The organism is Telluria sp. ZB4P34 (assembly GCF_059686055.1).
Map to the genome: position 1 here is coordinate 636,117 of NZ_JCASIF010000001.1, position 22,810 is coordinate 658,926.

The 22,810-nt window shown below is 66.3% G+C and carries 17 protein-coding genes and 3 tRNA genes; 10 read left to right on the top strand and 10 right to left on the bottom strand.

Annotated features, from left to right (window positions below; all coding sequences use genetic code 11):
- Nucleotides 1-2: 2 nt before the first annotated feature.
- Nucleotides 3-1,451: a cytochrome P450 gene (locus tag AC56KL_RS02830; protein WP_497178621.1), complete on the bottom strand. Its 1,449-nt coding sequence runs from the start codon at nucleotides 1,449-1,451 to the stop codon at nucleotides 3-5.
- Between the two features lie 87 nt (nucleotides 1,452-1,538).
- Between AC56KL_RS02830 and AC56KL_RS02835 the strand changes: the two genes are divergently transcribed.
- Nucleotides 1,539-2,468, top strand: coding sequence for a helix-turn-helix domain-containing protein (locus AC56KL_RS02835; protein WP_497178622.1), 930 nt, complete (start codon nucleotides 1,539-1,541; stop codon nucleotides 2,466-2,468).
- Between the two features lie 123 nt (nucleotides 2,469-2,591).
- On the top strand, nucleotides 2,592-3,062 hold the full coding sequence (locus tag AC56KL_RS02840) for a YciI family protein (RefSeq protein ID WP_497178623.1): 471 nt from the start codon (nucleotides 2,592-2,594) through the stop codon (nucleotides 3,060-3,062).
- A gap of 173 nt (nucleotides 3,063-3,235) precedes the next feature.
- On the opposite strand, the gene AC56KL_RS02845 is transcribed toward AC56KL_RS02840, so the two are convergent.
- Nucleotides 3,236-4,378: a PA0069 family radical SAM protein gene (locus AC56KL_RS02845; RefSeq protein ID WP_497178948.1), complete on the bottom strand. Its 1,143-nt coding sequence runs from the start codon at nucleotides 4,376-4,378 to the stop codon at nucleotides 3,236-3,238.
- A gap of 94 nt (nucleotides 4,379-4,472) precedes the next feature.
- A complete protein-coding gene (locus AC56KL_RS02850; protein WP_497178624.1) occupies nucleotides 4,473-5,099 on the bottom strand; it encodes a tRNA-uridine aminocarboxypropyltransferase in 627 nt (208 codons plus the stop codon).
- 278 nt (nucleotides 5,100-5,377) lie between these two features.
- On the opposite strand from AC56KL_RS02850, the gene AC56KL_RS02855 reads away from it, so the two are divergent.
- Both AC56KL_RS02855 and AC56KL_RS02860 read left to right on the top strand, forming a co-directional pair.
- Nucleotides 5,378-6,634: a dienelactone hydrolase family protein gene (locus AC56KL_RS02855; RefSeq protein ID WP_497178625.1), complete on the top strand. Its 1,257-nt coding sequence runs from the start codon at nucleotides 5,378-5,380 to the stop codon at nucleotides 6,632-6,634.
- 200 nt (nucleotides 6,635-6,834) lie between these two features.
- Nucleotides 6,835-8,028 carry an esterase/lipase family protein gene (locus AC56KL_RS02860; protein ID WP_497178626.1) on the top strand — a complete coding sequence of 398 codons (1,194 nt, stop codon included), beginning with the start codon at nucleotides 6,835-6,837 and terminating at the stop codon, nucleotides 8,026-8,028.
- 17 nt (nucleotides 8,029-8,045) lie between these two features.
- Here the strand turns inward: AC56KL_RS02860 and AC56KL_RS02865 are convergent, their stop codons facing one another.
- Nucleotides 8,046-9,953, bottom strand: coding sequence for a hybrid sensor histidine kinase/response regulator (locus AC56KL_RS02865; RefSeq protein WP_497178627.1), 1,908 nt, complete (start codon nucleotides 9,951-9,953; stop codon nucleotides 8,046-8,048).
- Nucleotides 9,954-10,148: 195 nt separating this feature from the next.
- Between AC56KL_RS02865 and AC56KL_RS02870 the strand changes: the two genes are divergently transcribed.
- Nucleotides 10,149-12,395 carry an ATP-binding protein gene (locus AC56KL_RS02870; RefSeq protein WP_497178628.1) on the top strand — a complete coding sequence of 749 codons (2,247 nt, stop codon included), beginning with the start codon at nucleotides 10,149-10,151 and terminating at the stop codon, nucleotides 12,393-12,395.
- An 8-nt stretch (nucleotides 12,396-12,403) separates the two neighbouring features.
- Nucleotides 12,404-12,859 (top strand): response regulator, encoded by a 456-nt coding sequence (locus AC56KL_RS02875; RefSeq protein WP_497178629.1) that lies wholly within the window; start codon nucleotides 12,404-12,406, stop codon nucleotides 12,857-12,859.
- Here the strand turns inward: AC56KL_RS02875 and AC56KL_RS02880 are convergent.
- On the bottom strand, nucleotides 12,841-14,538 hold the full coding sequence (locus AC56KL_RS02880; RefSeq protein WP_497178630.1) for a response regulator: 1,698 nt from the start codon (nucleotides 14,536-14,538) through the stop codon (nucleotides 12,841-12,843). The two genes, AC56KL_RS02875 and AC56KL_RS02880, sit on opposite strands and share 19 nt — an antisense overlap.
- Nucleotides 14,539-14,679: 141 nt before the next feature.
- Between AC56KL_RS02880 and AC56KL_RS02885 the strand changes: the two genes are divergently transcribed.
- Both AC56KL_RS02885 and AC56KL_RS02890 read left to right on the top strand, forming a co-directional pair.
- Complete coding sequence (locus AC56KL_RS02885) at nucleotides 14,680-15,009, top strand: hypothetical protein (protein ID WP_497178631.1); 330 nt, start codon at nucleotides 14,680-14,682, stop codon at nucleotides 15,007-15,009.
- A gap of 134 nt (nucleotides 15,010-15,143) precedes the next feature.
- Entirely contained in the window at nucleotides 15,144-16,316 is a 1,173-nt protein-coding gene (locus AC56KL_RS02890) for a GGDEF domain-containing protein (RefSeq protein ID WP_497178632.1), read from the top strand.
- Nucleotides 16,317-16,493: 177 nt separating this feature from the next.
- On the opposite strand, the gene AC56KL_RS02895 is transcribed toward AC56KL_RS02890, so the two are convergent.
- Nucleotides 16,494-16,569: transfer RNA gene (locus AC56KL_RS02895), tRNA-Asn, on the bottom strand.
- 127 nt (nucleotides 16,570-16,696) lie between these two features.
- Between AC56KL_RS02895 and purT the strand changes: the two genes are divergently transcribed.
- Nucleotides 16,697-17,905 (top strand): formate-dependent phosphoribosylglycinamide formyltransferase, encoded by a 1,209-nt coding sequence (purT, locus tag AC56KL_RS02900; protein WP_497178633.1) that lies wholly within the window; start codon nucleotides 16,697-16,699, stop codon nucleotides 17,903-17,905.
- Between the two features lie 204 nt (nucleotides 17,906-18,109).
- On the opposite strand, the gene AC56KL_RS02905 is transcribed toward purT, so the two are convergent.
- The 4 genes from AC56KL_RS02905 to AC56KL_RS02920 form a co-directional block, all read right to left on the bottom strand.
- A tRNA-Asn gene (locus AC56KL_RS02905) sits at nucleotides 18,110-18,185 on the bottom strand.
- A gap of 67 nt (nucleotides 18,186-18,252) precedes the next feature.
- Complete coding sequence (locus AC56KL_RS02910; protein ID WP_497178634.1) at nucleotides 18,253-19,011, bottom strand: alpha/beta fold hydrolase; 759 nt, start codon at nucleotides 19,009-19,011, stop codon at nucleotides 18,253-18,255.
- A 124-nt stretch (nucleotides 19,012-19,135) separates the two neighbouring features.
- Nucleotides 19,136-19,211 (bottom strand) — tRNA-Asn (locus AC56KL_RS02915).
- Between the two features lie 117 nt (nucleotides 19,212-19,328).
- Nucleotides 19,329-20,540, bottom strand: coding sequence for an amino acid aminotransferase (locus AC56KL_RS02920; RefSeq protein ID WP_497178635.1), 1,212 nt, complete (start codon nucleotides 20,538-20,540; stop codon nucleotides 19,329-19,331).
- Between the two features lie 114 nt (nucleotides 20,541-20,654).
- On the opposite strand from AC56KL_RS02920, the gene uvrB reads away from it, so the two are divergent.
- Nucleotides 20,655-22,763: an excinuclease ABC subunit UvrB gene (gene uvrB / locus AC56KL_RS02925; protein WP_497178636.1), complete on the top strand. Its 2,109-nt coding sequence runs from the start codon at nucleotides 20,655-20,657 to the stop codon at nucleotides 22,761-22,763.
- Nucleotides 22,764-22,810 lie beyond the last annotated feature (47 nt).

Here is a 22,810-nt window from a genome sequence, read left to right on the forward strand (position 1 = left end):
CCCTAGCATGAGCGGCGCGCGACGGCGAGCGTCAGCGGCGCCTTCGGCCGCATCGAGATGTGCATCGCGGCTTCCGGCGCCGCCTGTCCCGCGGGCGCCGACAAGTCGAAGCGCTGCAGCAGCATGGCCGCCACCACCGTCATCTCCGCCAGCGCCAGGTGCTGCCCCAGGCACACGCGCGGCCCGGTCCCGAAGGGCATGAAGGCGCCGCGCGGAATAGCCGGCGCCTCAGGCGCGAAGCGCTCCGGCCGGAAGGCCTGCGGCTCCGGGAACCAGCGTGCGTCGTGGTGCATCAGGAACACCGGCACCATGAACATGGTGCGCTTCGGGATCGTCCAGCCGCCCAGCACGAATTCGCGCGTGGCGCGCCGGCTCATGAGGATCGGCGCGGCCGGGTACAGGCGCATGGTCTCGTTCAGGGTCTGCGCCAGGTAGCCCAGCCGCGGCAGCGCCTCGCCGCCCGGGGCGCGCCCCTGCAGCACCGTGTCGACCTCGTGCCGCGCCGCCTCCTGCGCGGCAGGATTGGCGGCCATGCACCAGGCCCACCAGCTCAGCGTGGCAGCAGTGGTTTCATGACCGGCCAGGAAGGCCGTCATGCATTCGTCGCGCACCGCCGACAGGGGCCAGCCTGCCCCGTCCTGCCGGTGCAGTTCCAGCAGGCGGCTCAGCATGTCCTGCGGCCAGTCGGCCTGCGCCATGGCCAGGCGCGCCCCCACCTGGCGTTCAATGAGGCCGGTGAGCATGGCGCGCACCTGGCGCTTGCGGCGCTTCCACGGCAGCCAGTCGGGCGCGCTGGCCGGCCAGAACATCTCGGCATTGGCCGCCACCATCGCGGCGTGGACGGCCGCTTCGGTGCTGCGCGCCTCGCCGCCGATCGCGTTTGAAAACATCATGCGCTGGATCACGTCCATCGCCAGCGAGGTCAGCTCGCTTTCGATCGGCATCGCCGGCCCCGGCTGCCAGCCCTCCATCGCGCTCCCTGCCGCCGCCGCGATGGTCGGCACGAAGTCCTTGACCGACTTCGGCGCGAAGGCCGGCTGCAGCGCCTGGCGCTTGGCGCTCCAGCGCGGCCCTTCCGTCACCAGCACACTGTCGCCCTGCAGGTAGGCGAAGATGTCGACTGCGCGTTCCCAGCGGACCAGGGCGTCCTGGTGGCTGACCAGCAGCTCGCGCACCAGCTGCGGATCGGTCACGACAAGCTGGTGCTCGGGCCACATGCGCAGGTGCACCAGGTCGCCATAGGCCGCGCGCCAGCCGGCGACGGCGCCCGGCAAGTCGTGCGCCATACGCGCCAGCAGCCCCCAGCCGGTGAGGCCGGACGGCGGTCCAGGGGGCCATGCGCCGGGCGGGTGCGCGGCAGCGGCAGCGGCAGCGGCATCGGTAGCGGTAGGCTGGGCGGACGGCATGCCATCCGCATGGAAAGGGCATCGGGGAGGAGTGGTCGTGTTCATGCCTGCCATTCTTCGCCGCTTTCCGGCCGGCGTCTTGAACGCAAACGACATCGACATGCGCGCAGACCATGCCTATACTGCTGGCTCATGGCCCCCGACAGTCACGACCGTCTCCTTCCCTGCCCCGACCGCCTGGCGCGCGCCCCGCGCGCATGCACGCCGGGCAAGATGCCGCGCGACCGCCTCCACCTGGCGCCGCCCGCGCTGCAGGGCGCGATGCTGGCGCTGGTCAGCCGCGACATCGCGCACTGCGGCCTGGACGACGCCCAGCGGCTGTCGCACTTTCCCGCGTCACCGATCGTGACGCTGTCGTGGTTCGACGGCCTCGACTCGGGGCTGGTCGACGATGTCCGGGGCTGGGAACCGTTCGCATCGCGGGTGATGATCTCGGGCAGCCATTCGCACCCGATGACCACCTGGTCGCCCACGGGCGGCCGCGGCTACATGGCCTGCTTCCTGCCGGAGGCCGTGCCCGCCCTGTTCGGGGTCGAGCTGGCAAGCCTGCAAGACCGCTTTCTGCCGGCCCATACGGTGCTCGGCCCCGACTGGCGCCCCTTCCTCGATGCCCTGCTGGCCGCGCCCGACGATGCGGCCGCCCTGCGCCTGCTGGAAGACGAGCTCGGCCGGCGCTGGCGCGCCGTGCAGGGACGTCGGTCCGAGCGGCCCTCGTTGCGCCAGATGGGCCGGCACTGGGTGCAGCAACTGGCATGGAAAGCCCATGAATGGCGCAACACGCACAGCACGCGCCAGGTCGAGCGCCGCATCAAGTCGTTCAGCGGACGCTCGCTGGGCGAATGGCAGTCGCTGGTGCGTACCGAAGGCCTGTTCTTCGCCGCCCGCGAACGCCACGAGAAAGGCGAAGCGCTGGACTGGGCCACGCTGGCGCTGGACGAAGGCTTTTCCGACCAGGCCCACCTGAGCCGCGTCACCCGGCAGATCTGCGGCTTTCCGCCGACCGAGTTTGCCGACCGCTACACCGAGGACGAATCGTTCTGGATCTACCGCTTGTGGGTGTGATGCCCTGCCCATGCGGCGGGACACGGCTGGAATCACAGGACAACAACACGCCGGGCAACCGGTTGGATAACTAACTAACTGACAAGCGCGCGTCCATGCCACGCGCCATACCAGGAGACGGGGATGCCGAAGAAGATGCTGATGATGCTGGGTGCTGCGCTGCTGCTGGCGATGCCGCCCGCCATGGCCCAAACCAGGGCGCCCGAGCCGGCGCAGCAATACGATGCCGAGCTGGCCAGGTCGCTCGGCGCCGACGAGCGCGGCATGCGTCCCTACGTGTTCGTGATCCTCAAGACCGGCCCGAAGAACATCGACGACAAGGCCGAGCGCGCGAAGATCTTCGAAGGACACTTCGCCAACATGGGCAAGCTCGCGGCCGAGAAGAAGCTGGTCTTCGCCGGCCCGCTGGACGGCAAGGAAGGCCGCCGCGGCGTCTTCGTGATGGCCACGCCGGACATCGAGGAAGCCAAACGTCTCGTTGCCACCGACCCGGTCATCATCAGCGGCCTGATGGAGGCCGAGTACCACAAGCTCTACGGCTCGGCGGCGCTGATGATGGTGAACGAGGTGCACAACAAGATCCAGAAGAAGTAAAGCGGCGGCTCCGGTCGGCCTGGGCGCCGGCCTGCGCCGGTGCGACGGTCCAGTGCCGGCCGACACTTCACCTCCCGGCCGACGCTTCGCGTACAGGCGGACGCTCCGCTTGCCGGCCGACGGTCTGTCTGCCGGCGACCAGGCCTGGAGCCGCCGGCATAGCGAGGCCAGCGCTAGAACAGGTCCAGCTGTCCCGCGGACGCCCTTGCCGGATTCGCCGACTGCCTGCCAGGCGCCGGCGACGCTGGCGGCACCACCAGCGGCTTGCGGAACTGCGAGCCGTCCAGCCTGCCGAAGCGCCCGCGAAACTCCCCCATCCCCAGCCGGTCGACGGCTTTCGAGAAGCGCTGGCGGATCAGGTCGGCCCACACGCCTTCACCGTGCATGCGCTTGCCGAAATCGCTGTCGTAGTCCTTGCCGCCGCGCAGGTCGTGCACGCGGTTCATCACCCGTTGGGCGCGATCGGGGAAATGCGCCTGCAGCCATTCCTGGAACAGGGGGTTGACCTCGTGCGGCAGGCGCAGCACCACGTAATGCGCCCCGACCGCACCGGCATCGCGCGCCGCTTCCAGGATTTTCTCGATCTCCGGTTCGGTAACGAAAGGAATGATGGGCGCTACGCTCACGCTCACCGGAATGCCGGCTTCGGTGAGCGTACGGATGGTGCGCAGGCGCCGTGCCGGCGCCGCCGCACGCGGCTCCAGCGTGCGCGCGATGTCCGGATCGAGCGTGGTCAGGGTGATGGCGGCGCAGGCCTGGCCCTGTTCCGCCATCGGCGCGATCAGGTCGATGTCGCGCTCGATCAATGAGGACTTGGTGATGAGCCCGACGGGATGCCGGCACTCGCTGAGCACCTCGAGCACGCCGCGCGTGAGGCGCAGCTCGCGCTCGCAGGGTTGATAGGCATCGGTGTTGACGCCGAGCGCGATGTGCTCGGGCACGTAACCGGGCTTGGCCAGCTCGCGCCGCAGCAAGTCGGCCGCGTTCACCTTGGCGAACAGCCGGCTCTCGAAATCGAGTCCGGGCGACAGGCCGAGGTAGCTGTGGGTAGGGCGCGCAAAGCAATAGATGCAACCGTGCTCGCAACCCCGGTAAGGGTTGAGCGAGACATTGAAGGGAATGTCCGGCGAGGCGTTGCGGGTCAGGATGGTCTTGGCGAACTCGTCGGTGACAAGGGTCTTGACGGCGACAGCTTCATCCTTCTCGCCTTCCCAGCCGTCGTCGAATTCCTCCCTGCCATTGAGCTCGTAGCGGCCCTGCAGGTTCGACACCGCGCCCCGCCCTTTTCTTGCCGCGAGCGGACGCGGGCCGAGCATGGGCTGCTCGTCCACGGGCTGGCGCTGGCTTGCTTGAGGGCGGTCGGACACGTCGGCTCCATACTGTATGTTTATACAGTATGGTACGCCTCTCTCAGCCGGATGACAAGCCGTGCGCGCCGGGCGGAACATAGGCGGCTTGTTGCTGCACAAAGCCGGCGAAGGCGGCGAGCAAGGGCTGGAAGGCGGTCCCGTTTCCTTCCAGTTGCGCCAGCGCCAGCGCGGCCGCTTCCAGCGTGGACAGCTGGTGCGGCGCATGGGCCTTGCGAATCCGGTAATTCGACGGCGCCACGTCCACCAGCGCCAGCCGCGGCAAGCACTGAAGAATCGGGTTCAGGTACAGCATCTTGCGGCTCTTGCGCCAGGTGGCGTCCAGCACCACCAGGCGCAGGCGCTCCGGCGCCCGCGGGACGAAGGACGGCGGCGGCAGGCCGGCATCGCCCGGCGTGTCCGGGTACAGCAGCACCGGCATGCGGTCTTCCGCATGCAGCAGCGCATCGAGTTCGGCAGGGCCGAAGGCTTCTCCCACCGCCAGCACGCTGCCGGCCACGCTCAGGTGCAGCAGGCGCGCGCTGTTCTTCGCATTGGCCACTTCGAGCGGATGCTGCAGCACCAGCAGGGCCGCGCGCGGCTCGACGCGTGCGATCCATTGGCAGATACAGGCCGACTGGGCGCGCAGGCAGCTTGCGCAACGCGCCCGCTTCGTCTCCGCCCCGTTCATGGCGCCGGCTTCGCCGGGACCCGCTCGCGCGGAAGGTACTTGTTCATCTGGCCATGTCTCTGCGTTCTGATCACATTCGCATCATAACTGCTCGGCAAAACTGCGTTGGACACCCCACGGCCGCAAGTGGCGTAGACACTTTGGCACGCCACAAAAATTTACTCCCAGAATTGCCACAACGAGTATTGATCTGCCTTTTCTACGTACCTAAAATCAATTTATTCCAAGCGGAAATTTATTCCGTTGCTACATCAGGTCGTCGTCGAAACAGAGTCAACATGGTCCAACGATTCACGCTCCGCAAGCTGCTTGCCGTCCTCCTCGCGCTAGCCGCATTGACCCCGGGCATCGCCGTTCAGCAAGAGCTGCAACTCGATCACCGCATGAACGAGCACATCGAGCAGGTGCCCGCCGGTCCGAAGGGCCGCGCCATGCTCGAGACCACCGTGTTCCAGCCGAACGGTCCGGGTCCCTTCCCGCTCATCATCATCAACCATGGCAAGGATCCGGGCCGCCCGAACCTGCAGCCGCGCGACCGCTTCTATCACATGGCCGCCGCCTTCGTGAAGCGAGGCTACGCCGTGATGGTGCCGATGCGCCAGGGCTTCGCCAACTCTACCGGGCGCTACCGTGAATTCGGTTGCGACATGACGGCCAACGGCTATGCCCAGGCGCAGGACATCGCCTCCACCCTCGCCTACGCCCGCCAGCAGAAGTGGGTGGACGCCAAGCGCATCGTCGTCGCCGGCCAGTCCTACGGCGGCCTGGCGACCATCGCCCTCGGCACCGAAAACCAGCCCGGCGTGCGCGGCCTGATCAACTTTGCCGGCGGCCTGCGCGACGACAGCGACCGCTGCGCCTGGCGTTCGGCCCTGGTGTCGGCCTTCACGGAGTACGGCGCAAAGACCAGGCTGCCGACCCTGTGGATGTATGGCCAGAACGATTCGCTGTTCGGCCCGGAGCTGGCGCAGCGCATGCACGCCGCCTTCGAAGGCGCCGGCGGCCGCGGGCGCCTGGTCGTGCTGCCGGCCTTCAAGCGCGATTCGCACGGCATGCTGGCCAGCCGCGACGGCGAGAAATACTGGCTGGAGGACACGATGCGTTTCCTGGACGGGATCGGCATGCCGACCGCGGTCATCCACGACGTGCCGCCGCCGCCGAGCCCGGCGCGCACGGACTATGCCCAGGTGGACGACGTCGAAGCCGTGCCTTTCCTGTCGGAGAACGGCCGCCGCGCCTACCAGGACTACCTGACCAAGATGACCCCGCGCGCTTTCGCCGTGTCGCCGAGCGGCGCCTGGACCTGGGCCGAGGAAGGCGAAGACCCGGACGGCCGCGCGTTGGCCACCTGCACCGCCAAGAGCACCGAACCCTGCCGCCTGTACTCGGTGGACGATTACGTGGTGTGGAACGGCGATATCGACCAGGCCGAGAAGACCTCGGTCACGGCGTCCGTCACGCCGGTGCCGAAGCCGCCAGTGGATCCGAACTCGGCGCCGACGACCTCGATCGGCTCGAACAAGGCCACGAATTAATACGGTGGTCGGCTTTCGCCGACCGCGCGTCCAAATCCCGATCGAACAGACGCAAGGTGGCGGTTCTCCCGTCAGCTGAACGCGCGGTCGGCAGAGCCGACCACCCTACTGCCAAGTCACCCGCCAGGTTCCCGACCCAGCGCAAGCCGCGCACCGCCCGCAACTCCGACAATGGCCTTGATGCCATTTCGGAGAATTGCATGTTTCGCATCACCCACGCCCTGCTTGCGCTGGCCGCGCTGTGCACCTGCGTGCCGGCCGCGCTGGCGGGCCACGGCAACAATTACCCCGTGATCCTGGTCCACGGCTTCCTCGGCTTCGGTCCCGACAGCTTCGCGCACAGCGGCTTCAACTACTGGGGCGGCTACGGCGACATCGCTTCGCACATGCAGGTCTACCGCGGCCCGCGCACGGTGTTCGCGGCGGTGGTGGGCCCCGTCAGTTCCAACTGGGACCGGGCGGCCGACCTGTACGCCCAGATCAAGGGCGGCTGCGTCGACTACGGCGCCGCCCACGTGCGCAAGGCCGGCCTGCCGGGCCAGCAGCAAAAGCCTGCCGGCAAGTGCTGGGCCGCGGACCCGAAGAACAATCCCGAGAACTATCCACTCGCGCTCTACCCCGCCTGGGACGCGCAGCATCCGCTGCATTTCATCGGCCACAGCCAGGGCGGCACGACCATCCGCGCGCTGGTCGAACTCCTCGAACACGGCTCGCCCGAGGACGAAGGCGGCCATGAGCTGTTCAAGGGCGGCAAGGTCGGTTGGGTGCGCAGCGTGACGACGATCTCGGCGCCGCACAACGGCACCACCTTCTCCGACGCCGTGCTGAACGTGACCCCTGCCCTGCAGACGCCGCTGGGCGAACTCCTGAAACACCGCTGGGCCAGGTGGGAGCTGTCGCCGGACGGTGCGCGCGAATTCAACGCCTGGGCGCGCACCTCGCCCCACATCACGTATTTTTCGGTGGGCACGGTGGCGACCGAGGCCGGCAGCTGGTGCTGCAACGGCACCGACCGCGTGATCGCCCCGGTCCAGACCACCTACTACCAGTACCCGCGGCGCGACATGATTCCCGCGTTCAAGGGCGTGGCCGGCGAATGGATCGTGCCCTCGGCCCTGCAGAACGGGCTGGGCGGCTACACCCAGCAGGGCGCCGGGCGGGTGCGCATCGACAGCGAGTGGTTCGCCAACGACGGCGTGGTGAACACGGCAAGCATGCGCGCACCAGGCGGGCATCCGGTGCGGGAGTTCGACGGCAGGCCGGTAAAGGGAACCTGGAACTTCCTGGGGAACTACCGGGGGTACGACCACTTCGACATTCTGAACTGGCCGAATCCGGGGCCGTCGGCCAATCCCGTGTATGAGCGGATCAGCGACATTATCTTCGGCTTGTAGTCACCGCGACGCCGCCCTCAATGCACGCTGCGCAGCCCCCGCGCCAGGTCCGACAGCCGGTACGGCTTGCTCACGAAGGTAAACTCCCCCAGCCGGTACTGGTCGAGCCTGAGCGCCGGCTGCGGATAGCCGGAAGCCAGCATGACCTTGATGTTCGGGTAGTTTTCGCGCGTGAACTCGGCCAGCTCGATGCCGTTCACGCCATTCGGCATGACGACGTCGGTGAACAGGATGTCGACGTCGCGGCTGGCCAGCACGTCGATGGCTTCCTGGCCGCAGGCCGCGGTCGTGACGTCGTAGCCCATGCTCATGAACAGCGCGGAGGCCACGTCCAGCAGGTCCGGCTCGTCCTCGACGATCAGCACCGTCTCGGTGTCGCCGTGCGCCGCTTCGCGTTCCTGGGTGGCCGCCGACGGCAGGTAGATCGCAATCGAGCTGCCCTCGCCCAGCGCGCTCTGGATGACCACCTCGCCGCCGGACTGCTTGATGAAGCCGTACACCTGCGACAGGCCCAGGCCCGTGCCCTTGCCGGTTTCCTTGGTGGTGTAGAAGGGCTCGAAGGCGCGCTGCACGGTCTCCGGGCCCATGCCGGCGCCGGTGTCGGTTACCGAAATGCACACGTAGGCGCCTGCGGCGAGTCCGGCCACCTCGCCTTCGCGCAGTGCTACCTGCGCCGTGTCCAGCGCCAGGCTGCCGCCCTCGGGCATGGCGTCGCGCGCATTCACCACCAGGTTGAGCAGCGCCGACTCGAAGCGGGCCGCGTCCACCACCGCGCTGCCGGCCTGCGGGTCGAGGTTGAAGGCGAACTCGATCCCGCTGTGGCCGGCGCGCCGCAGCACCGACTCGAAACCCGAGATCAGGCGGTTGATGCTGCGTGTCTCCGGCTGCAGCGGCTGCTGGCGCGCAAAGGCGAGCAGCTGCTGGGTGAGCGTGGCGCCGCGGTCGATGGCGCGCCGCATGCTGTCGAGCGTCTTGACGTCGCTGCCGTTCTCGCGGGTCATCTCCAGCACCTCGAGGCCGCTTGCCAGCACCGACAGCAGGTTGTTGAAGTCGTGCGCGACGCCGCCGGTGAGCTGGCCGATCGATTCCATCTTCTGCGACTGGAACAGGGCCAGCTGCGCCTGCTCGAGCGCCTCCTGGGCCTGCTTTTTCTCGGTGAGGTCGCGGGTGATCTTGGCGAAGCCCAGCAGCTTGCCCTCGTCGTCGTGGATCGCATCGATGATGACGTGGGCCCAGAAGCGGGTGCCGTCCTTGCGCACGCGCCAGCCCTCGGCTTCATAGCGCCCCTCGCGCGCGGCGGTGCCCAGCGCGCGGTCCGGCATGCCGCCTTCGCGGTCTTCGTCGGTATAGAAGCGCGAGAAGTGGCTGCCGATGATGTCGTCGTAGGAATAGCCCTTGATACGCTCGGCCCCGACGTTCCAGTTCGACACCACCCCCTCGGGCGTCAGCATGTAGATCGCATAATCGGTGACGCCCTGCACCAGCAGGCGGAAGCGCTGTTCGCTCTCGCGCAGCGCATCCTCGGCCTGCTTGCGCCCCGTGACGTCGCGCGTGATCTTCGCATAGCCCAGCAGGTTGCGTTGCTCGTCGTAGATCGGGTCGATGACCACATGGGCCCAGAAGCGGGCGCCGTCCTTGCGCACGCGCCAGCCTTCGGCTTCGTACTTGCCGTGCTCGAGGGCATGCGCCAGCGCGCGCGCCGGCAGGCCGGCCTCGCGGTCTTCCGGGGTGTAGAAGCGCGAGAAATGCTCGTGCAGGATCTCGTGCGGCAGGTAACCCTTGAAGCGCTGCGCGCCCGCGTTCCAGCTGGCGATGTGGCCGGACGGGTCGAGCATATAGATGGCATAGTCGCTGATGCCGGCGATCAGGTACTGGAACCGTTGCTCGTCAGTGAGTGGGGGCTTGGAAGAATGTTGCGAATTCATGGCCGGGCGGCGCTTCCGTTTTCGGTGCAGCAAAAATCCGATATTACTGTCAATCGGCAATACCGGCCGCGCGCTTGACACGGCATTGACTTGTATGTACATCTGCAAGCTTAGAAATTCCGCTACGGCCATTCGATCTGCCGGATTTGACGTTACAATACCCCACTGTAAACCCTGCAGCCTCCCCGTTTGCACATGACCCAGGCCCCCACCGACACCCTCGACCTCAGCCGCTGCGCGGACGAACCGATCCGCACCCCCGGCAGCATCCAGCCGCACGGATTCATGCTGACGCTGTCGCCGGCGCCGCAACTCATCGTGCAGCAGGCGAGCGCCAACCTCGAAACCTGGACCGGCATGGCCGCCAACGAGGCGGCAGGCCGGCCGCTGGCGCAGGTGCTGGGCAGCGACGCAGCCGCGCGCATCGCGGCCGACATCGGGGCGGGTCCAGTGGCGTCGCGTCCGACCTACATCGGCACCGTCACGGTGGCCAACGGCGCCCGCTTCGACGTGCTGGTCCATGCCTGGGACGGCCTGCTGATCCTCGAACTCGAGAACGTGGACCGGGCCGGCGCAGCCGACTTCCGCCACCTGTATCCGCTGATCGGCGATTTTCTTCTCAAGGTCAACCAGTCGCTGTCGATCACCGCGCTGTCCGAACTGGCGGCGCAGCATGTGCGCGCCGTCACCGGCTACGGCCGCGTGATGATCTACCAGTTCGACCCGGACGGCCACGGCCACGTGGTGGCGGAATCCCTCGCCGACGGCTACGATTCCTACCTCGGCCAGCACTTCCCGGCCAGCGACATCCCGGCCCAGGCGCGCGCGCTGTATACGCTGTCGCCGATCCGCGTGATCCAGGATGCGAACTACGAGCCGGCCGCGCTGGTGCCGGAGCTGAATCCGGCGACGGGCGCGCGCAACGACCTGTCCTTCGCGGCCCTGCGCAGCGTCTCGCCGGTGCACCTGCAATACATGCGCAACATGGGCACGCTGGCCTCGATGTCGGTGTCGCTCATCGTCAAGGGCAGGCTGTGGGGCCTGATTTCCTGCCACAACGCCGGCCCCTGCCCGGTGCCGGTCGAAAAGCGCACCGCCTGCGAGCAGCTGGGCCAGATCCTGGCGCTGTGCATCGAATCGCGCGAGGATGCCAGCGAACTGCAGTTCCGCCTCGACGTGCGCCGCATCATGGTGGAGATGCTGGGCCGCCTGACCAATGGAGCAGACTTCCTCGAGAACATGAGCGGCGTGTTTCCCGAACTGCTGCGCTTCGGGCGCGCGGGCGGGGTCGCCATCGTGATGGAGGACCGCGTGCTCGCCTATGGCGACACGCCGGACGAAGCGCAGATCCGGAGCCTGGCCGATTGGCTGTCGCTGCACGGCTACACCGAGGTATTCCACACCGACCACCTGAAGGACGCCTACCCGGATGGCCGTGACATGGTGCGCAACGCCAGCGGCCTGCTGGCGCTGCCGATCTCGCGCATCCACCAGCACTACCTGCTGTGGTTCCGCCCGGAGGTGGTGCAGACCATCGAGTGGGCCGGTAACCCGCACGGCAAGCAGGTGTCGCCTGCCGATCCCACCCAGCTGACCCCGCGCCTGAGCTTCCAGTCATGGCGCGAGACCATCCACGGCCGCAGCCTGCCATGGCACGTGGCCGAGATCGAACTGACGGTCGAATTCCGCACGGCCCTGCTGGGCATCGCGCTGGAACGCGCCGAGCAGATGGCCGAACTGGCCGAGGAACTGGGGCGCGCCAACAAGGAGCTGGAGGCGTTCTCGTATTCGGTCTCGCACGACCTGCGCGCGCCGCTGCGTCACATCGTGGGCTTCTCCGACCTCCTGATCGAATCGGCAGGCGCGGAAGACCCCGAGCGGCGCCAGCGCTTCCTGAAGAACATCAAGGAATCGGCCCGCCTGGCCGGCAAGCTGGTCGACGACCTGCTGTCGTTCTCGCAGATGGGCCGCGCCGCGCTGCGCCCGACCAAGGTGGACATGAACGACCTGGTATCGGCCTGCATCGACAAGCTGGGCATGGAAATGCAGGGCCGGAACGTCGACTGGCACATCGAAGCACTGCCCGCCGTGTGCGCCGACCCGACCTTCCTGCACCTGGCCGTGCTCAACCTGCTGTCGAACGCCGTGAAGTTCACCGGCGGGCGCGACCCGGCGGTCATCACAATCACGTCCGAAGAAGACGGCGAGTTCACGGTCTTCCACATCGCGGACAACGGCGCCGGCTTCAACATGGAATACGTGCACAAGCTGTTCGGCGTGTTCCAGCGCCTGCACCGCATGGAAGACTTCCAGGGCACCGGCATCGGTCTGGCCAACGTGCGCCGCATCGTCGAGCGCCACGACGGCCGCGTCTGGGCCACCTCAGTACAAGGAGAAGGCGCGACCTTCTCGTTCAGTCTCCCGAAATACCCATCCAATTAAGGCCAACGATGCTCAAGCCTATCCTCCTCGTCGAAGACAACCCGAACGACCTCGAACTGACCCTGATCGCACTGGCAAAAAGCCAGCTGGCGAACGAAGTCGTCGTGGTGCGCGACGGCGCCGAGGCGCTCGACTACCTGCACCGCCGCGGCGAATTCCAGGAGCGCACCGTCGGCAACCCGGCCGTCATCCTGCTCGACCTGAAGCTGCCCAAGGTGGACGGGCTGGAAGTGCTGAAGGAGATCCGCGAGACCGATGCATTGAAGAGCATCCCGGTGGTGATGCTGACCTCGTCGAAGGAAGAGCAGGACGTGGTGCGCAGCTACGAACTGGGCGTGAACGCCTACGTGGTCAAGCCGGTGGACTTCACGGAATTCGTGCGCGCCATCGCCGACCTGGGCGTCTTCTGGGCGGTCCTGAACGAACCGCCGCCGGGCTCGCGCCGTTACGTCAAGCCCAAGTGATCCGGGCGGCCGCGCCCTTGCGCTGTCGTGGCGGCCACCGCCACACCATTCTGCCCTTCGACTTTCTGCTCGCGCCCTGCGCGGCGCAGCAGGTGACGGATGCGCGAACTGAGCGCATCCGGATGGTAGGGCTTCTGCAGCAGGTGTACCGACGCGTCAAGCCTGCCCTCGTGCGACAGCACGCCTTCGGCATAGCCCGAGGTGTACAGCACCTGCACAAAGGGAAGGCGGCGGCGCGCCATCTCGCCGAGCTGCAGGCTGCTCACCGGCCCGGGCATGATCACGTCTGAGAACACCAGGTCGATGTGGCGGCCGCTGTCGATGATCTTCAGCGCGCTTTCCGCGTCGGCCGCTTCCAGCACCTCGTAGCCCAGCGCCGACAGGATGCCGCAGGTGGCGTCGCGCACGTCCGCCTCGTCTTCCACCACCAGGATGGTCTCCAGCCCGCCGGCCAACGGACCGTTGTGTACCGGCTCGACCGCGGTCGGGGCAGCGTCGCTGCGCGGCAGGTAGATGCGCACGCTGGTGCCCTGCCCCGGCTCGCTGCGCAGCACGATCTCGCCGCCCGACTGCTTCACGAAACCATAGGCCATCGACAGGCCCAGGCCGGTGCCCTGCCCGGTCGGCTTGGTCGTGAAGAAGGGTTCGAAGGCGCGTTGCAGGACCTCGTTCGGCATGCCCTTGCCGGTGTCCGTCACCTCGATCATGACGAAATTCCCCTGCGGGACTTCGGGCAGCGGTTCTTCGTCCGGGCCGGCGCCGACCCTGGCGTTGCGGGCGCGGATGGTGAGAGTGCCGTTGCCGGCCATGGCGTCGCGCGCGTTGATGGCCAGGTTCAGCAGCACGTTGTTGAGCTGGTTCGGGTCAACCATCGTGCTGCCCAGGCCGGGCTCGATCTCGGTGACGACGCGCGCGTTCGGGCCGAGCACGCGGCGCATCATGTCGTCCATGTCGCGCAGCAGGTGGCCGGGATCGACCACCACCGACTGCAGTGGCTGGCGCCGCGCGAAGGCCAGCAGGTGCGCGGCCAGCTTGGCGCCGCGCTCGACACCGGACAGCGCCATCTCGACCCGCGCGCGCGCGTTGTCGTTCAGGTTGCCCACCAGCTTGAGCAGCTGCAGGTTACCGCCGATGATCTGCAGGACGTTGTTGAAGTCGTGCGCGACGCCCCCGGTGAGCTGGCCAATCGCTTCCATCTTCTGTGCCTGGTGCAGGGCCGACTGGCTGGCCGCGAGCTGTTCCTGGCTGACGCGCAGCGACGCGAACGCGGCGTCGCGCTGGCGCCGCGCCACGCAGGCGCCGCTGTGGTAGCGCACGCGCGCCGCCAGTTCGCGCGCGTCGGGCCACTTGACCAGGTAGTCGTTGGCGCCGACGGCGAATGCCCTGGCCTTGATGTCGGGGTCGTCTTCGGAAGACAGGACGATGACGGGAATGTCCTGGGTGTCGGGATGGGAGCGCAGCAGCGCGGTGACCGCGAAGCCGTCCAGGTCCGGCATGCGCAGGTCGACCAGCACCACCGTGGCCCGCAGCGCGCGCGCCACCTCGACTGCTCGTGCCGGGCTCGATTCGTAGCTCAGGTTGTGGCCGACGCAACCCTGCAGTCCGTGCGCAATGATGTCCTGGGCGAACGGCTCATCGTCGATGAGGAGAACGGAGCATTCAGGACGATCGTCAATCATTGCAGCAGGCCCACGGACAAGTGACTATCTTGCAAAAAGGTAAGCAATTATTTTACTATATTATCAAACGTGTACGCGCAAATGACGGATCTGAGCAGTGTGCGCCTTGTAAGTCGCAGGCGCCGCCGCCATCTTCGCCCCATGCCGAAGCGCCGCGCCGAACCGATCGAGGACGCCCCCGCGCCCGAAGCATGCTGCCCGCTGTGCGGCCGCGTGCTCGGGACGGCCAACATCGACCGTCATCACCTGATCCCGAAAACCTTCAAGGGCAAGGAGCAGTACCCCATCCATAAGATCTGCCACCGCAAGATCCACTCCGCCCTCACCGAGCGCGAACTGCTGCAGACCTATCACACCTGGGACGCGCTGCGCGGGCACGACGACATCCGCGCCTTCATCGACTGGGTCGCGAAGAAGCCGTCCGACTTCTACACCCGTACCTATACGGCGAACAAGAAGAAGTTCCGCTGACGAATATTGCAATACAAGCATTGCATGTTGCAATTTAGCACTTTTTTAGCTTTACTTTAGGTGTATAGTCCACCTTAGAACGGGTAAAGCGAAAACATTCAGCTGACCTCCGTCGTCTATGCAGGAGACTATCGATGGATAAGCACGAAGCGGATACTGGTTCCGGGGCGGGCGCCGGGCGCGCCAACGCGCAGCGCCTGCAACGCCTGGTCTTCACGGACGACTTCCGGCAGCGCCGCCGCATCACCGTGGTCTTGATGACAGCCTGCGTCTACCTGATCTGCGCCGGCGTCCTCGTGTACGGTGCGGACAGCGGCCTGTTCGACCCCCGCGGCGCCGCGGTGATGGCCCCGGTCTGCGTCGCCATGCCGGCACTCTTTTTCCTGATCTTCCGCAGCGGACTCAATTTGCGCTTCTCCAATCCTTCGCTCGCGCTCTTCCAGGGGATCTGCGCCCAGACCCTGGTCGCCATGGCCTACGCCGTCACCGGTCCGGTCCATCCCGGCACCCTGATCCTGCTCGCGACCGTCATGGTCTTCGGCATGTTCGAGATGAAGACCGCCAGCGTCTGGAAGCTGATGGCGTACAGCCTGGCCGCCATCGGGATCGCCATGATCTGGAGCAACCACCGCGATCCCCTGACCTACCCCGCCAGGCTGCAACTGATTTTCTTCGTCCTGGCGCTGGCCACCCTGCCCTCGATTTCCTCGCTGTCGATCCAGCTGCGCCACATGCGCGAGCGCCTGAAGGCGCAGAAAGCGGAACTCGCATCGGCACTCGACCAGATCCGCAAGGCGGCAACCCATGACGAACTGACCGGCCTGCCCAACAGGCGCCACATGCTGACCCTGCTGGCGGAACACGTGACGCGGCAGTGCCGCGGCGGGCCGCACTTCATGGTCGCCCTGATCGACATGGACCACTTCAAGAACGTCAACGACAGCTTCGGCCACCGGGCCGGCGACGACGCCCTGGTCTGCTTCGCCCGGCAGGCCCAGCTCCACCTGCGCAGCACCGACATCGTCGGCCGCTGGGGCGGGGAAGAATTCCTCGTGATCCTGCCCGAGTCGCCCCCTGGCGATCCGAACATCGGCATCGAACGCCTGCGCGGCGCGCTGGCCGTGACCGAGGCGAGCAGGATGGCGCCGCACCTGCGCCTGGCGTTCTCGAGCGGACTCACGCGCTACGTGCCCGGCGAAGAAATCGACGACCTGATCGAACGCGCCGACCGCACCCTGTACGCCGCCAAGGCGGCCGGCCGCAACCGCACCTCGGTCGAGCTGCATCCGCTCGACCGGGCCGCCTGAGTGCGCTTATCCCCTGGCATGGACATGCAGCTTCCCCGGGCTTCCAGGACTGTCGTAGGCGCCCGTGGCGCGTACCACGGGATAAGGTACGGCAACTCATCCGGCAGCGCCGCTTTCTGACGCCGTATGAACGCGAAAAACAAAAAGGGCCGCACTTGCATGCGGCCCTTCGTATTCTGGCTCCCCGACCTGGACTCGAACCAGGGACCTGCGGATTAACAGTCCGTCGCTCTACCGACTGAGCTATCAGGGAAAAGAGGCCGCATTATAGCGACCCGATTCCAGTTTGACCAGTGCTTCGCGTAATCATTTGGCGAGCAGCGGCCGGCGCAGGCCTTTGCTATAGTCCCACCCGATCGCTTGCCACTTCATACAGACCCATGACGACATCCCGCCGCTTCGGCACTCCCCTCTCCCCTTCCGCCACCAAGGTAATGCTGCTCGGCTCCGGCGAGCTTGGCAAGGAAGTCATCATCGCCCTGCAGCGCCTGGGCGTGGAAACCATTGCCGTCGACCGCTACCCGAACGCCCCCGGCCACCAGGTCGCCCACCGCGCCCACGTGATCGACATGACCGACGGCGCCGCCCTGTCTGCCCTGATCGCGCTGGAAAAGCCGGACCTGGTGGTCCCGGAAATCGAGGCCATCGCCACCGAGACCCTGCTGGCCCTCGAAGAGGCTGGCCGGATCACCTGCATCCCCACGGCGCGCGCCGCGATGCTGACCATGAACCGCGAAGGCATCCGGCGCCTGGCGGCCGAGGGACTCGCCCTGCCGACCTCGCCCTACCGATTCGCCAGCAGTCTCGAAGAACTGCAGCAGGCCTGCGCGCAAGTCGGCTTTCCCTGTGTCGTGAAGCCGGTGATGTCCTCATCCGGCAAGGGCCAGTCGACACTCGACGGCCCGGACGACGTGGCGGCAGCCTGGGACATCGCCGCCAGCGGCGGCCGGGTCGATGCGGGCCGCGTGATCGCGGAAGGCTTCATCGACTTCGACTACGAGATCACCCTGCTCACGGTGCGTTCGCTGGGCGCCGGTGGAGAGGTCGAGACCAGTTTCTGCGAACCGATCGGCCACAAGCAGGTGCAGGGCGACTATGTGGAATCCTGGCAGCCACACCCGATGAACCCCGCCGCCCTCGAACGTGCGCGCGACATCGCCGCCAAGGTGACGGCTGACCTGGGCGGCTGCGGCGTGTTCGGCGTCGAGCTGTTCGTCAAGGGCGACATGGTGTGGTTCTCGGAAGTGAGCCCGCGTCCGCACGATACCGGCATGGTGACCATGGCCAGCCAGGTGCAGAGCGAATTCGAGCTGCATGCGAGGGCCGTGCTGGGCCTGCCGGTGGACGTGTCCTTGCGTGCACCGGGGGCGTCCGCCGTCATCTATGGGCAGCATGAGGCGGCTGCCATTGCCTTCGAGGGCGTGGCCGATGCGCTGCGCGTGCCGGGCGCCGACCTGCGTTTGTTCGGCAAGCCGGAGTCGTTCGCGCGCCGGCGCATGGGCGTGGCGCTGGCGACGGCGGAGGATGTGGAGACGGCGCGCCAGCGGGCGTTGGAAGCGGCTTCGCGGGTGAAGCCGGTGGTTCTCTAGGGCTCGCCGAAGTCACCAATGCCGATGCCCACGCTACCCTAAACAACATCGTCCCGGCCTGCGCCGGGAGTCGTTGGCGCCAGTAGCGCGTACGACAGTTCAACGTCGCGGCAGATATTCCGACACCGCCGCATTCTACCGACCGCACTTGGCCAACCACCGAAAAACAAAAAGGGCCGCATCTCCATGCGGCCCTTCGTATTCTGGCTCCCCGACCTGGACTCGAACCAGGGACCTGCGGATTAACAGTCCGTCGCTCTACCGACTGAGCTATCAGGGATTAGAGGCCGTATTATAGCAGCGCTTTTCGAAATCGCGAAGCCTCAGCGATCGAAAGGCACGATTTCTCAAGCCTGCACCCGCCGGACCAGCTTCCCCAGCGCGTCCAGCACCACCTGCGGCTCCGACATCTGCGGGAAATGCGCACTGCCCTTGGCGATCACGCGCTCGGCCAGGGGCGACAGGCGCAGTAAACCCTGCTGGTTGCGCTCGCGCTCATCCTGCGCCGCGCTTGACACCATCCAGCGCGGCAGGCGCTTGCCGCCCGACAGCACTGTGACGGGAATCGCCGGAAACTCCGGCGCCTCGGCGATCTCGGCCACCGTTTCCTCTTCGTTGCTGACCTCGTCGTTCGGATCCGGCGGCGAAAAACGGTCGAGCAGCCCCGCAATGGCGCGCTGCAGGCCGGAGCGGTAGCGCTTCATGTTGAGCACATCGTCGGGTGCAGTCGCTTCCAGGAACAGCACCCCGCAGGTGTCGTCCGGATACAGGCGCGCGAACAGGTTGGCGTGCAGCCCGCCGAAGGAATGCCCCACCAGCAGGAAAGGTGGCCTGGCGCCGGTCTCGCGCAGCAGGGCGCGCAGCTGCAGCACGACGGTCGTGCCCATTTGCGCGTCGCGCGGACGCGCGCTGCCGGCCACGCCCGGCCGGTCGTAGGTGAAGACCGTGCCCAGCTTCTGGATGTCGGGGAACAGCTTGTGCCAGTTCTCGAGCGGGCCGCCGGCGCCGCTCAGCATGACGATGGTCGGGGAACCCTCGCCCGATAAGGAAAACCGGAGCACCTGTCCGCCGATGGCCACCCGTTTGCTCGATGGGAGATGCTTCACGATGGCGTCCTGTAAAAGTCGATAACGCGAGCGTACCGCGTGTGCTCGCCGCCTGGCAACCCTCCGCGCCACGCCGCAAAAACGAAAAAGGCCACATCTTGCGATGTGGCCTTCTCAAGAATTCTGGCTCCCCGACCTGGACTCGAACCAGGGACCTGCGGATTAACAGTCCGTCGCTCTACCGACTGAGCTATCAGGGAATTGATGACAGCATTATATGTTTGCAGTGACACGGTGTCAAATTCAGCCTGTGTCGCGCAGCCATCTTTGCTGCTCTTCGGAATCAAAAAACGCTGCAATCCCGAAGAGCCAAGATTTTAAAGCACCTTCGCGACAGCGTCAACCACGCGGTCCAGGTTGGTCGAGTTCAGCGCCGCGACGCAGATGCGGCCGGTGTCGACCGCATAGATCGACTGTTCGCGCAGCTTGCCGACCTGCTCTTTCGTCAAGCCGGAATACGAGAACATGCCGACCTGCTCGCGCACGAATTCGAAGTCGCGGCCGGGCGCCTTTTCCTTCAGCTTCTCGACCATGAGATTGCGCATCTCGCGGATGCGCACGCGCATGCCGGCCAGTTCCTCTTCCCACAGCTGGCGCAGCTCCGGGGTCGACAGCACCATCGCGACCACCTTGGCCGTGTGCGTCGGCGGGTTCGAGTAGTTGGTGCGGATCACGCGCTTCAGCTGCGACAGGACGCGCGCGGCTTCCTCGCTGCTGCCGGCCACGATCGACAGCGCACCTGCGCGCTCGCCGTACAGCGAGAAGGACTTCGAGAACGAGTTCGATACCAGCAGCGGAACACCGGTCTCGGCGAAGCGGCGCACCACGGCGCCATCTTCCGCGATGCCGGCGCCGAAGCCCTGGTAGGCCATGTCGAGGAAAGGCACCAGGCCGTTGTCGACGACGGCCTCGATCACGCGGGTCCACTGGTCCTGGCTGAGGTCGGCGCCGGTCGGGTTGTGGCAGCAGGCGTGCAGCACGACGATCGCGCCGCGCGGCATGGCGTTCAGGGCCGCCAGCATGCCCTCGAAGTTCACGCCGTGGGTGGCCGGGTCGTAATAGGTGTAGTTGTTGACGGCGAAGCCGGCGCTTTCGAACAGCGCGCGGTGGTTTTCCCAGCTCGGGTCGCTGATGTAGACATCCGAACCAGGCGCGAAACGCTTGAGGAAATCGGCGCCCAGCTTGAGCGCGCCGGTGCCGCCCAGGGCCTGCACGGTGATCGCGCGCTTCTCTTGAATTACGGCGCTGTCGGCCCCAAATACCAGCTCTTGCACGGCCTTGTCGTACGCCGCCAGTCCTTCGATCGGCAGGTAGGTACGCGGCGCCGGCTGCTCCATCAGCTTCGCTTCAGCCTTCTGCACGCACTGCAACAAAGGAACCTTGCCATGATCGTCGTAGTAGACGCCGACGCCCAGGTTGATCTTGGCCGGGTTGGTATCTGCGTTGAACGCTTCGGTAATGCCCAGGATCGGGTCGCGGGGCGCCATGTCGATGGCGCCGAAGAGGCTGGCGGAGGCTGTGGAAGTCATCGTGATAAACTGGATTTCGTCGGTGGGTTCGCAGCGGTTGTAGAAACGACACTGCTTGTATAGTCATGCTGCAGTGCCGCAAGCGGACTCCCATTCTAGCAAAGGTCTGAAAGTATGGCTGATTTATCCATCGCAAACGCTCCCGAACATGCCCCGGATTCGACGGTCATCACCTTCCCCGGGTCGCCCTTCAAGCTGCACCAGCCCTTCCCGCCGGCAGGCGACCAGCCGACCGCGATCGCCGGCCTGATCGAAGGCATCAACGACGGCCTGATGTACCAGACCCTGCTCGGGGTAACCGGTTCCGGTAAAACCTATACGATGGCGAACGTGATCGCGCAGGCGGGCCGTCCGGCCATCGTGTTCGCGCCGAACAAGACGCTGGCGGCCCAGCTGTATGCGGAGTTCCGCGAGTTCTTCCCGCAGAACGCGGTCGAGTATTTCGTGTCCTACTACGATTACTACCAGCCGGAAGCCTACGTGCCGCAGCGCGACCTGTTCATCGAAAAGGACTCGTCGATCAATGAGCACATCGAGCAGATGCGCCTGTCGTGCACCAAGTCGCTGATGGAGCGGCGCGACGTGGTCATCGTGGCCACCGTATCGGCCATCTACGGTATCGGCAATCCGAACGAATACCACAAGATGATCCTGACGCTGCGCCACAAGGACAAGGTGGCCCAGCGCGACATCATCGCGCGCCTGATCCAGATGCAGTACACGCGCAACGAGATGGATTTCTCGCGCGGCTCCTTCCGTGTGCGCGGCGACACCATCGACATCTTCCCGGCGGAGCACGCGGAACTCGCGATCCGCGTCGAGATGTTCGACGACGAGATCGAATCGCTGCAGCTGTTCGACCCGCTCACCGGCCGCGTGCGCCAGAAGATCCCGCGCTTCACCGTCTACCCGGGCTCGCACTATGTGACGGCGCGCGGCACCGTGCTGCGCGCGGTGGAATCGATCAAGGCCGAGCTGCGCGACCGCCTCGAGGAATTCCGCCAGCAGAACAAGCTGATCGAAGAACAACGCCTCGAGCAGCGCACCCGTTTCGACCTCGAGATGCTGGCCGAGATCGGTTTTACGAAGGGCATCGAGAACTACTCGCGCCACCTGTCCGGCTCGATGCCGGGCGAACCGCCGCCCACGCTCATCGACTACCTGCCGAAGGACGCGCTGATGTTCATGGACGAGTCGCACGTGATGATCGGCCAGCTCAACGCGATGTACAACGGCGACCGTTCGCGCAAGGTGAACCTGGTCGACTACGGCTTCCGTCTGCCTTCCGCGCTCGACAACCGGCCGCTGAAGTTCCAGGAGTTCGAGGGCAAGATGCGCCAGACCGTGTTCGTCTCGGCCACGCCGGCCGACTACGAAAAGGGCAAGGCCGACAACGTGGTCGAGCAGGTGGTGCGCCCCACCGGCCTGGTCGATCCGCTGGTGATCGTCAAGCCGGCGCGCTCGCAGGTCGAAGACCTGATGAGCGAGATTACCGACCGCATCGCCAAGGACGAGCGCGTGCTGGTGACGACGCTGACCAAGCGCATGGCCGAGCAGCTCACCGAATACCTGAGCGACCACGGCATCAAGGTGCGCTACCTGCACAGCGACATCGAGACGGTGGAGCGCGTGGAGATCCTGCGCGACCTGCGCCTGGGCACCTTCGATGTGGTGGTCGGCATCAACCTGCTGCGCGAGGGCCTGGACTTGCCCGAGGTGTCGCTGGTGGCCGTGCTGGACGCGGATAAGGAAGGCTTCCTGCGTTCCGAACGCTCGCTGATCCAGACCATCGGCCGCGCGGCGCGTAACCTGAACGGCGTGGCGATCCTGTACGCCGACCAGATGACCGATTCGATGAAGAAGGCGATCGACGAGACCGAACGCCGCCGCGCCAAGCAGATCGCCTTCAACGAAGCGAACGGCATCACGCCGAAGGGCGTGCACAAGAAGATCAAGGACATGATCGACGGCGTCTACAGCAACGCCGCGCAGAAGGCCATGGCCGACGGCATCGTCGAGGACGCGGCAACCGCCAAGGTCGAGTCGATGAGCGAGAAGCAGATCAGCAAGGAGATCAAGCGCCTCGAGAAGCTCATGGTCGACCACGCCAAGAACCTCGAGTTCGAGAAGGCGGCGCAGGTGCGCGACCAGCTGCATGTGCTCAAGCAGCAGGCCTTCGGGGCGCCGGGGACGGACAATGTGGTGTCGATCCTCGGCAAGTAAGCCCGTTCTTCGTAGGGTGGTCGGCTCTGCCGACCGCGCGTTCAACT

Coding starts and splice junctions, on each gene's coding strand:
- purT (WP_497178633.1), top strand. CDS start 16,697: ATGACGACATCCCGCCGCTTCGGCACTCCCCTCTCCCCTTCCGCCACC.
- AC56KL_RS02850 (WP_497178624.1), bottom strand. CDS start 5,099: ATGAACGGGGCGGAGACGAAGCGGGCGCGTTGCGCAAGCTGCCTGCGC.
- AC56KL_RS02860 (WP_497178626.1), top strand. CDS start 6,835: ATGTTTCGCATCACCCACGCCCTGCTTGCGCTGGCCGCGCTGTGCACC.
- AC56KL_RS02870 (WP_497178628.1), top strand. CDS start 10,149: ATGACCCAGGCCCCCACCGACACCCTCGACCTCAGCCGCTGCGCGGAC.
- AC56KL_RS02835 (WP_497178622.1), top strand. CDS start 1,539: ATGGCCCCCGACAGTCACGACCGTCTCCTTCCCTGCCCCGACCGCCTG.
- AC56KL_RS02890 (WP_497178632.1), top strand. CDS start 15,144: ATGGATAAGCACGAAGCGGATACTGGTTCCGGGGCGGGCGCCGGGCGC.
- AC56KL_RS02880 (WP_497178630.1), bottom strand. CDS start 14,538: ATGATTGACGATCGTCCTGAATGCTCCGTTCTCCTCATCGACGATGAG.
- AC56KL_RS02830 (WP_497178621.1), bottom strand. CDS start 1,451: ATGAACACGACCACTCCTCCCCGATGCCCTTTCCATGCGGATGGCATG.
- AC56KL_RS02865 (WP_497178627.1), bottom strand. CDS start 9,953: ATGAATTCGCAACATTCTTCCAAGCCCCCACTCACTGACGAGCAACGG.
- uvrB (WP_497178636.1), top strand. CDS start 20,655: ATGGCTGATTTATCCATCGCAAACGCTCCCGAACATGCCCCGGATTCG.
- AC56KL_RS02840 (WP_497178623.1), top strand. CDS start 2,592: ATGCCGAAGAAGATGCTGATGATGCTGGGTGCTGCGCTGCTGCTGGCG.
- AC56KL_RS02875 (WP_497178629.1), top strand. CDS start 12,404: ATGCTCAAGCCTATCCTCCTCGTCGAAGACAACCCGAACGACCTCGAA.
- AC56KL_RS02845 (WP_497178948.1), bottom strand. CDS start 4,378: ATGCTCGGCCCGCGTCCGCTCGCGGCAAGAAAAGGGCGGGGCGCGGTG.
- AC56KL_RS02855 (WP_497178625.1), top strand. CDS start 5,378: ATGGTCCAACGATTCACGCTCCGCAAGCTGCTTGCCGTCCTCCTCGCG.
- AC56KL_RS02920 (WP_497178635.1), bottom strand. CDS start 20,540: ATGACTTCCACAGCCTCCGCCAGCCTCTTCGGCGCCATCGACATGGCG.
- AC56KL_RS02885 (WP_497178631.1), top strand. CDS start 14,680: ATGCCGAAGCGCCGCGCCGAACCGATCGAGGACGCCCCCGCGCCCGAA.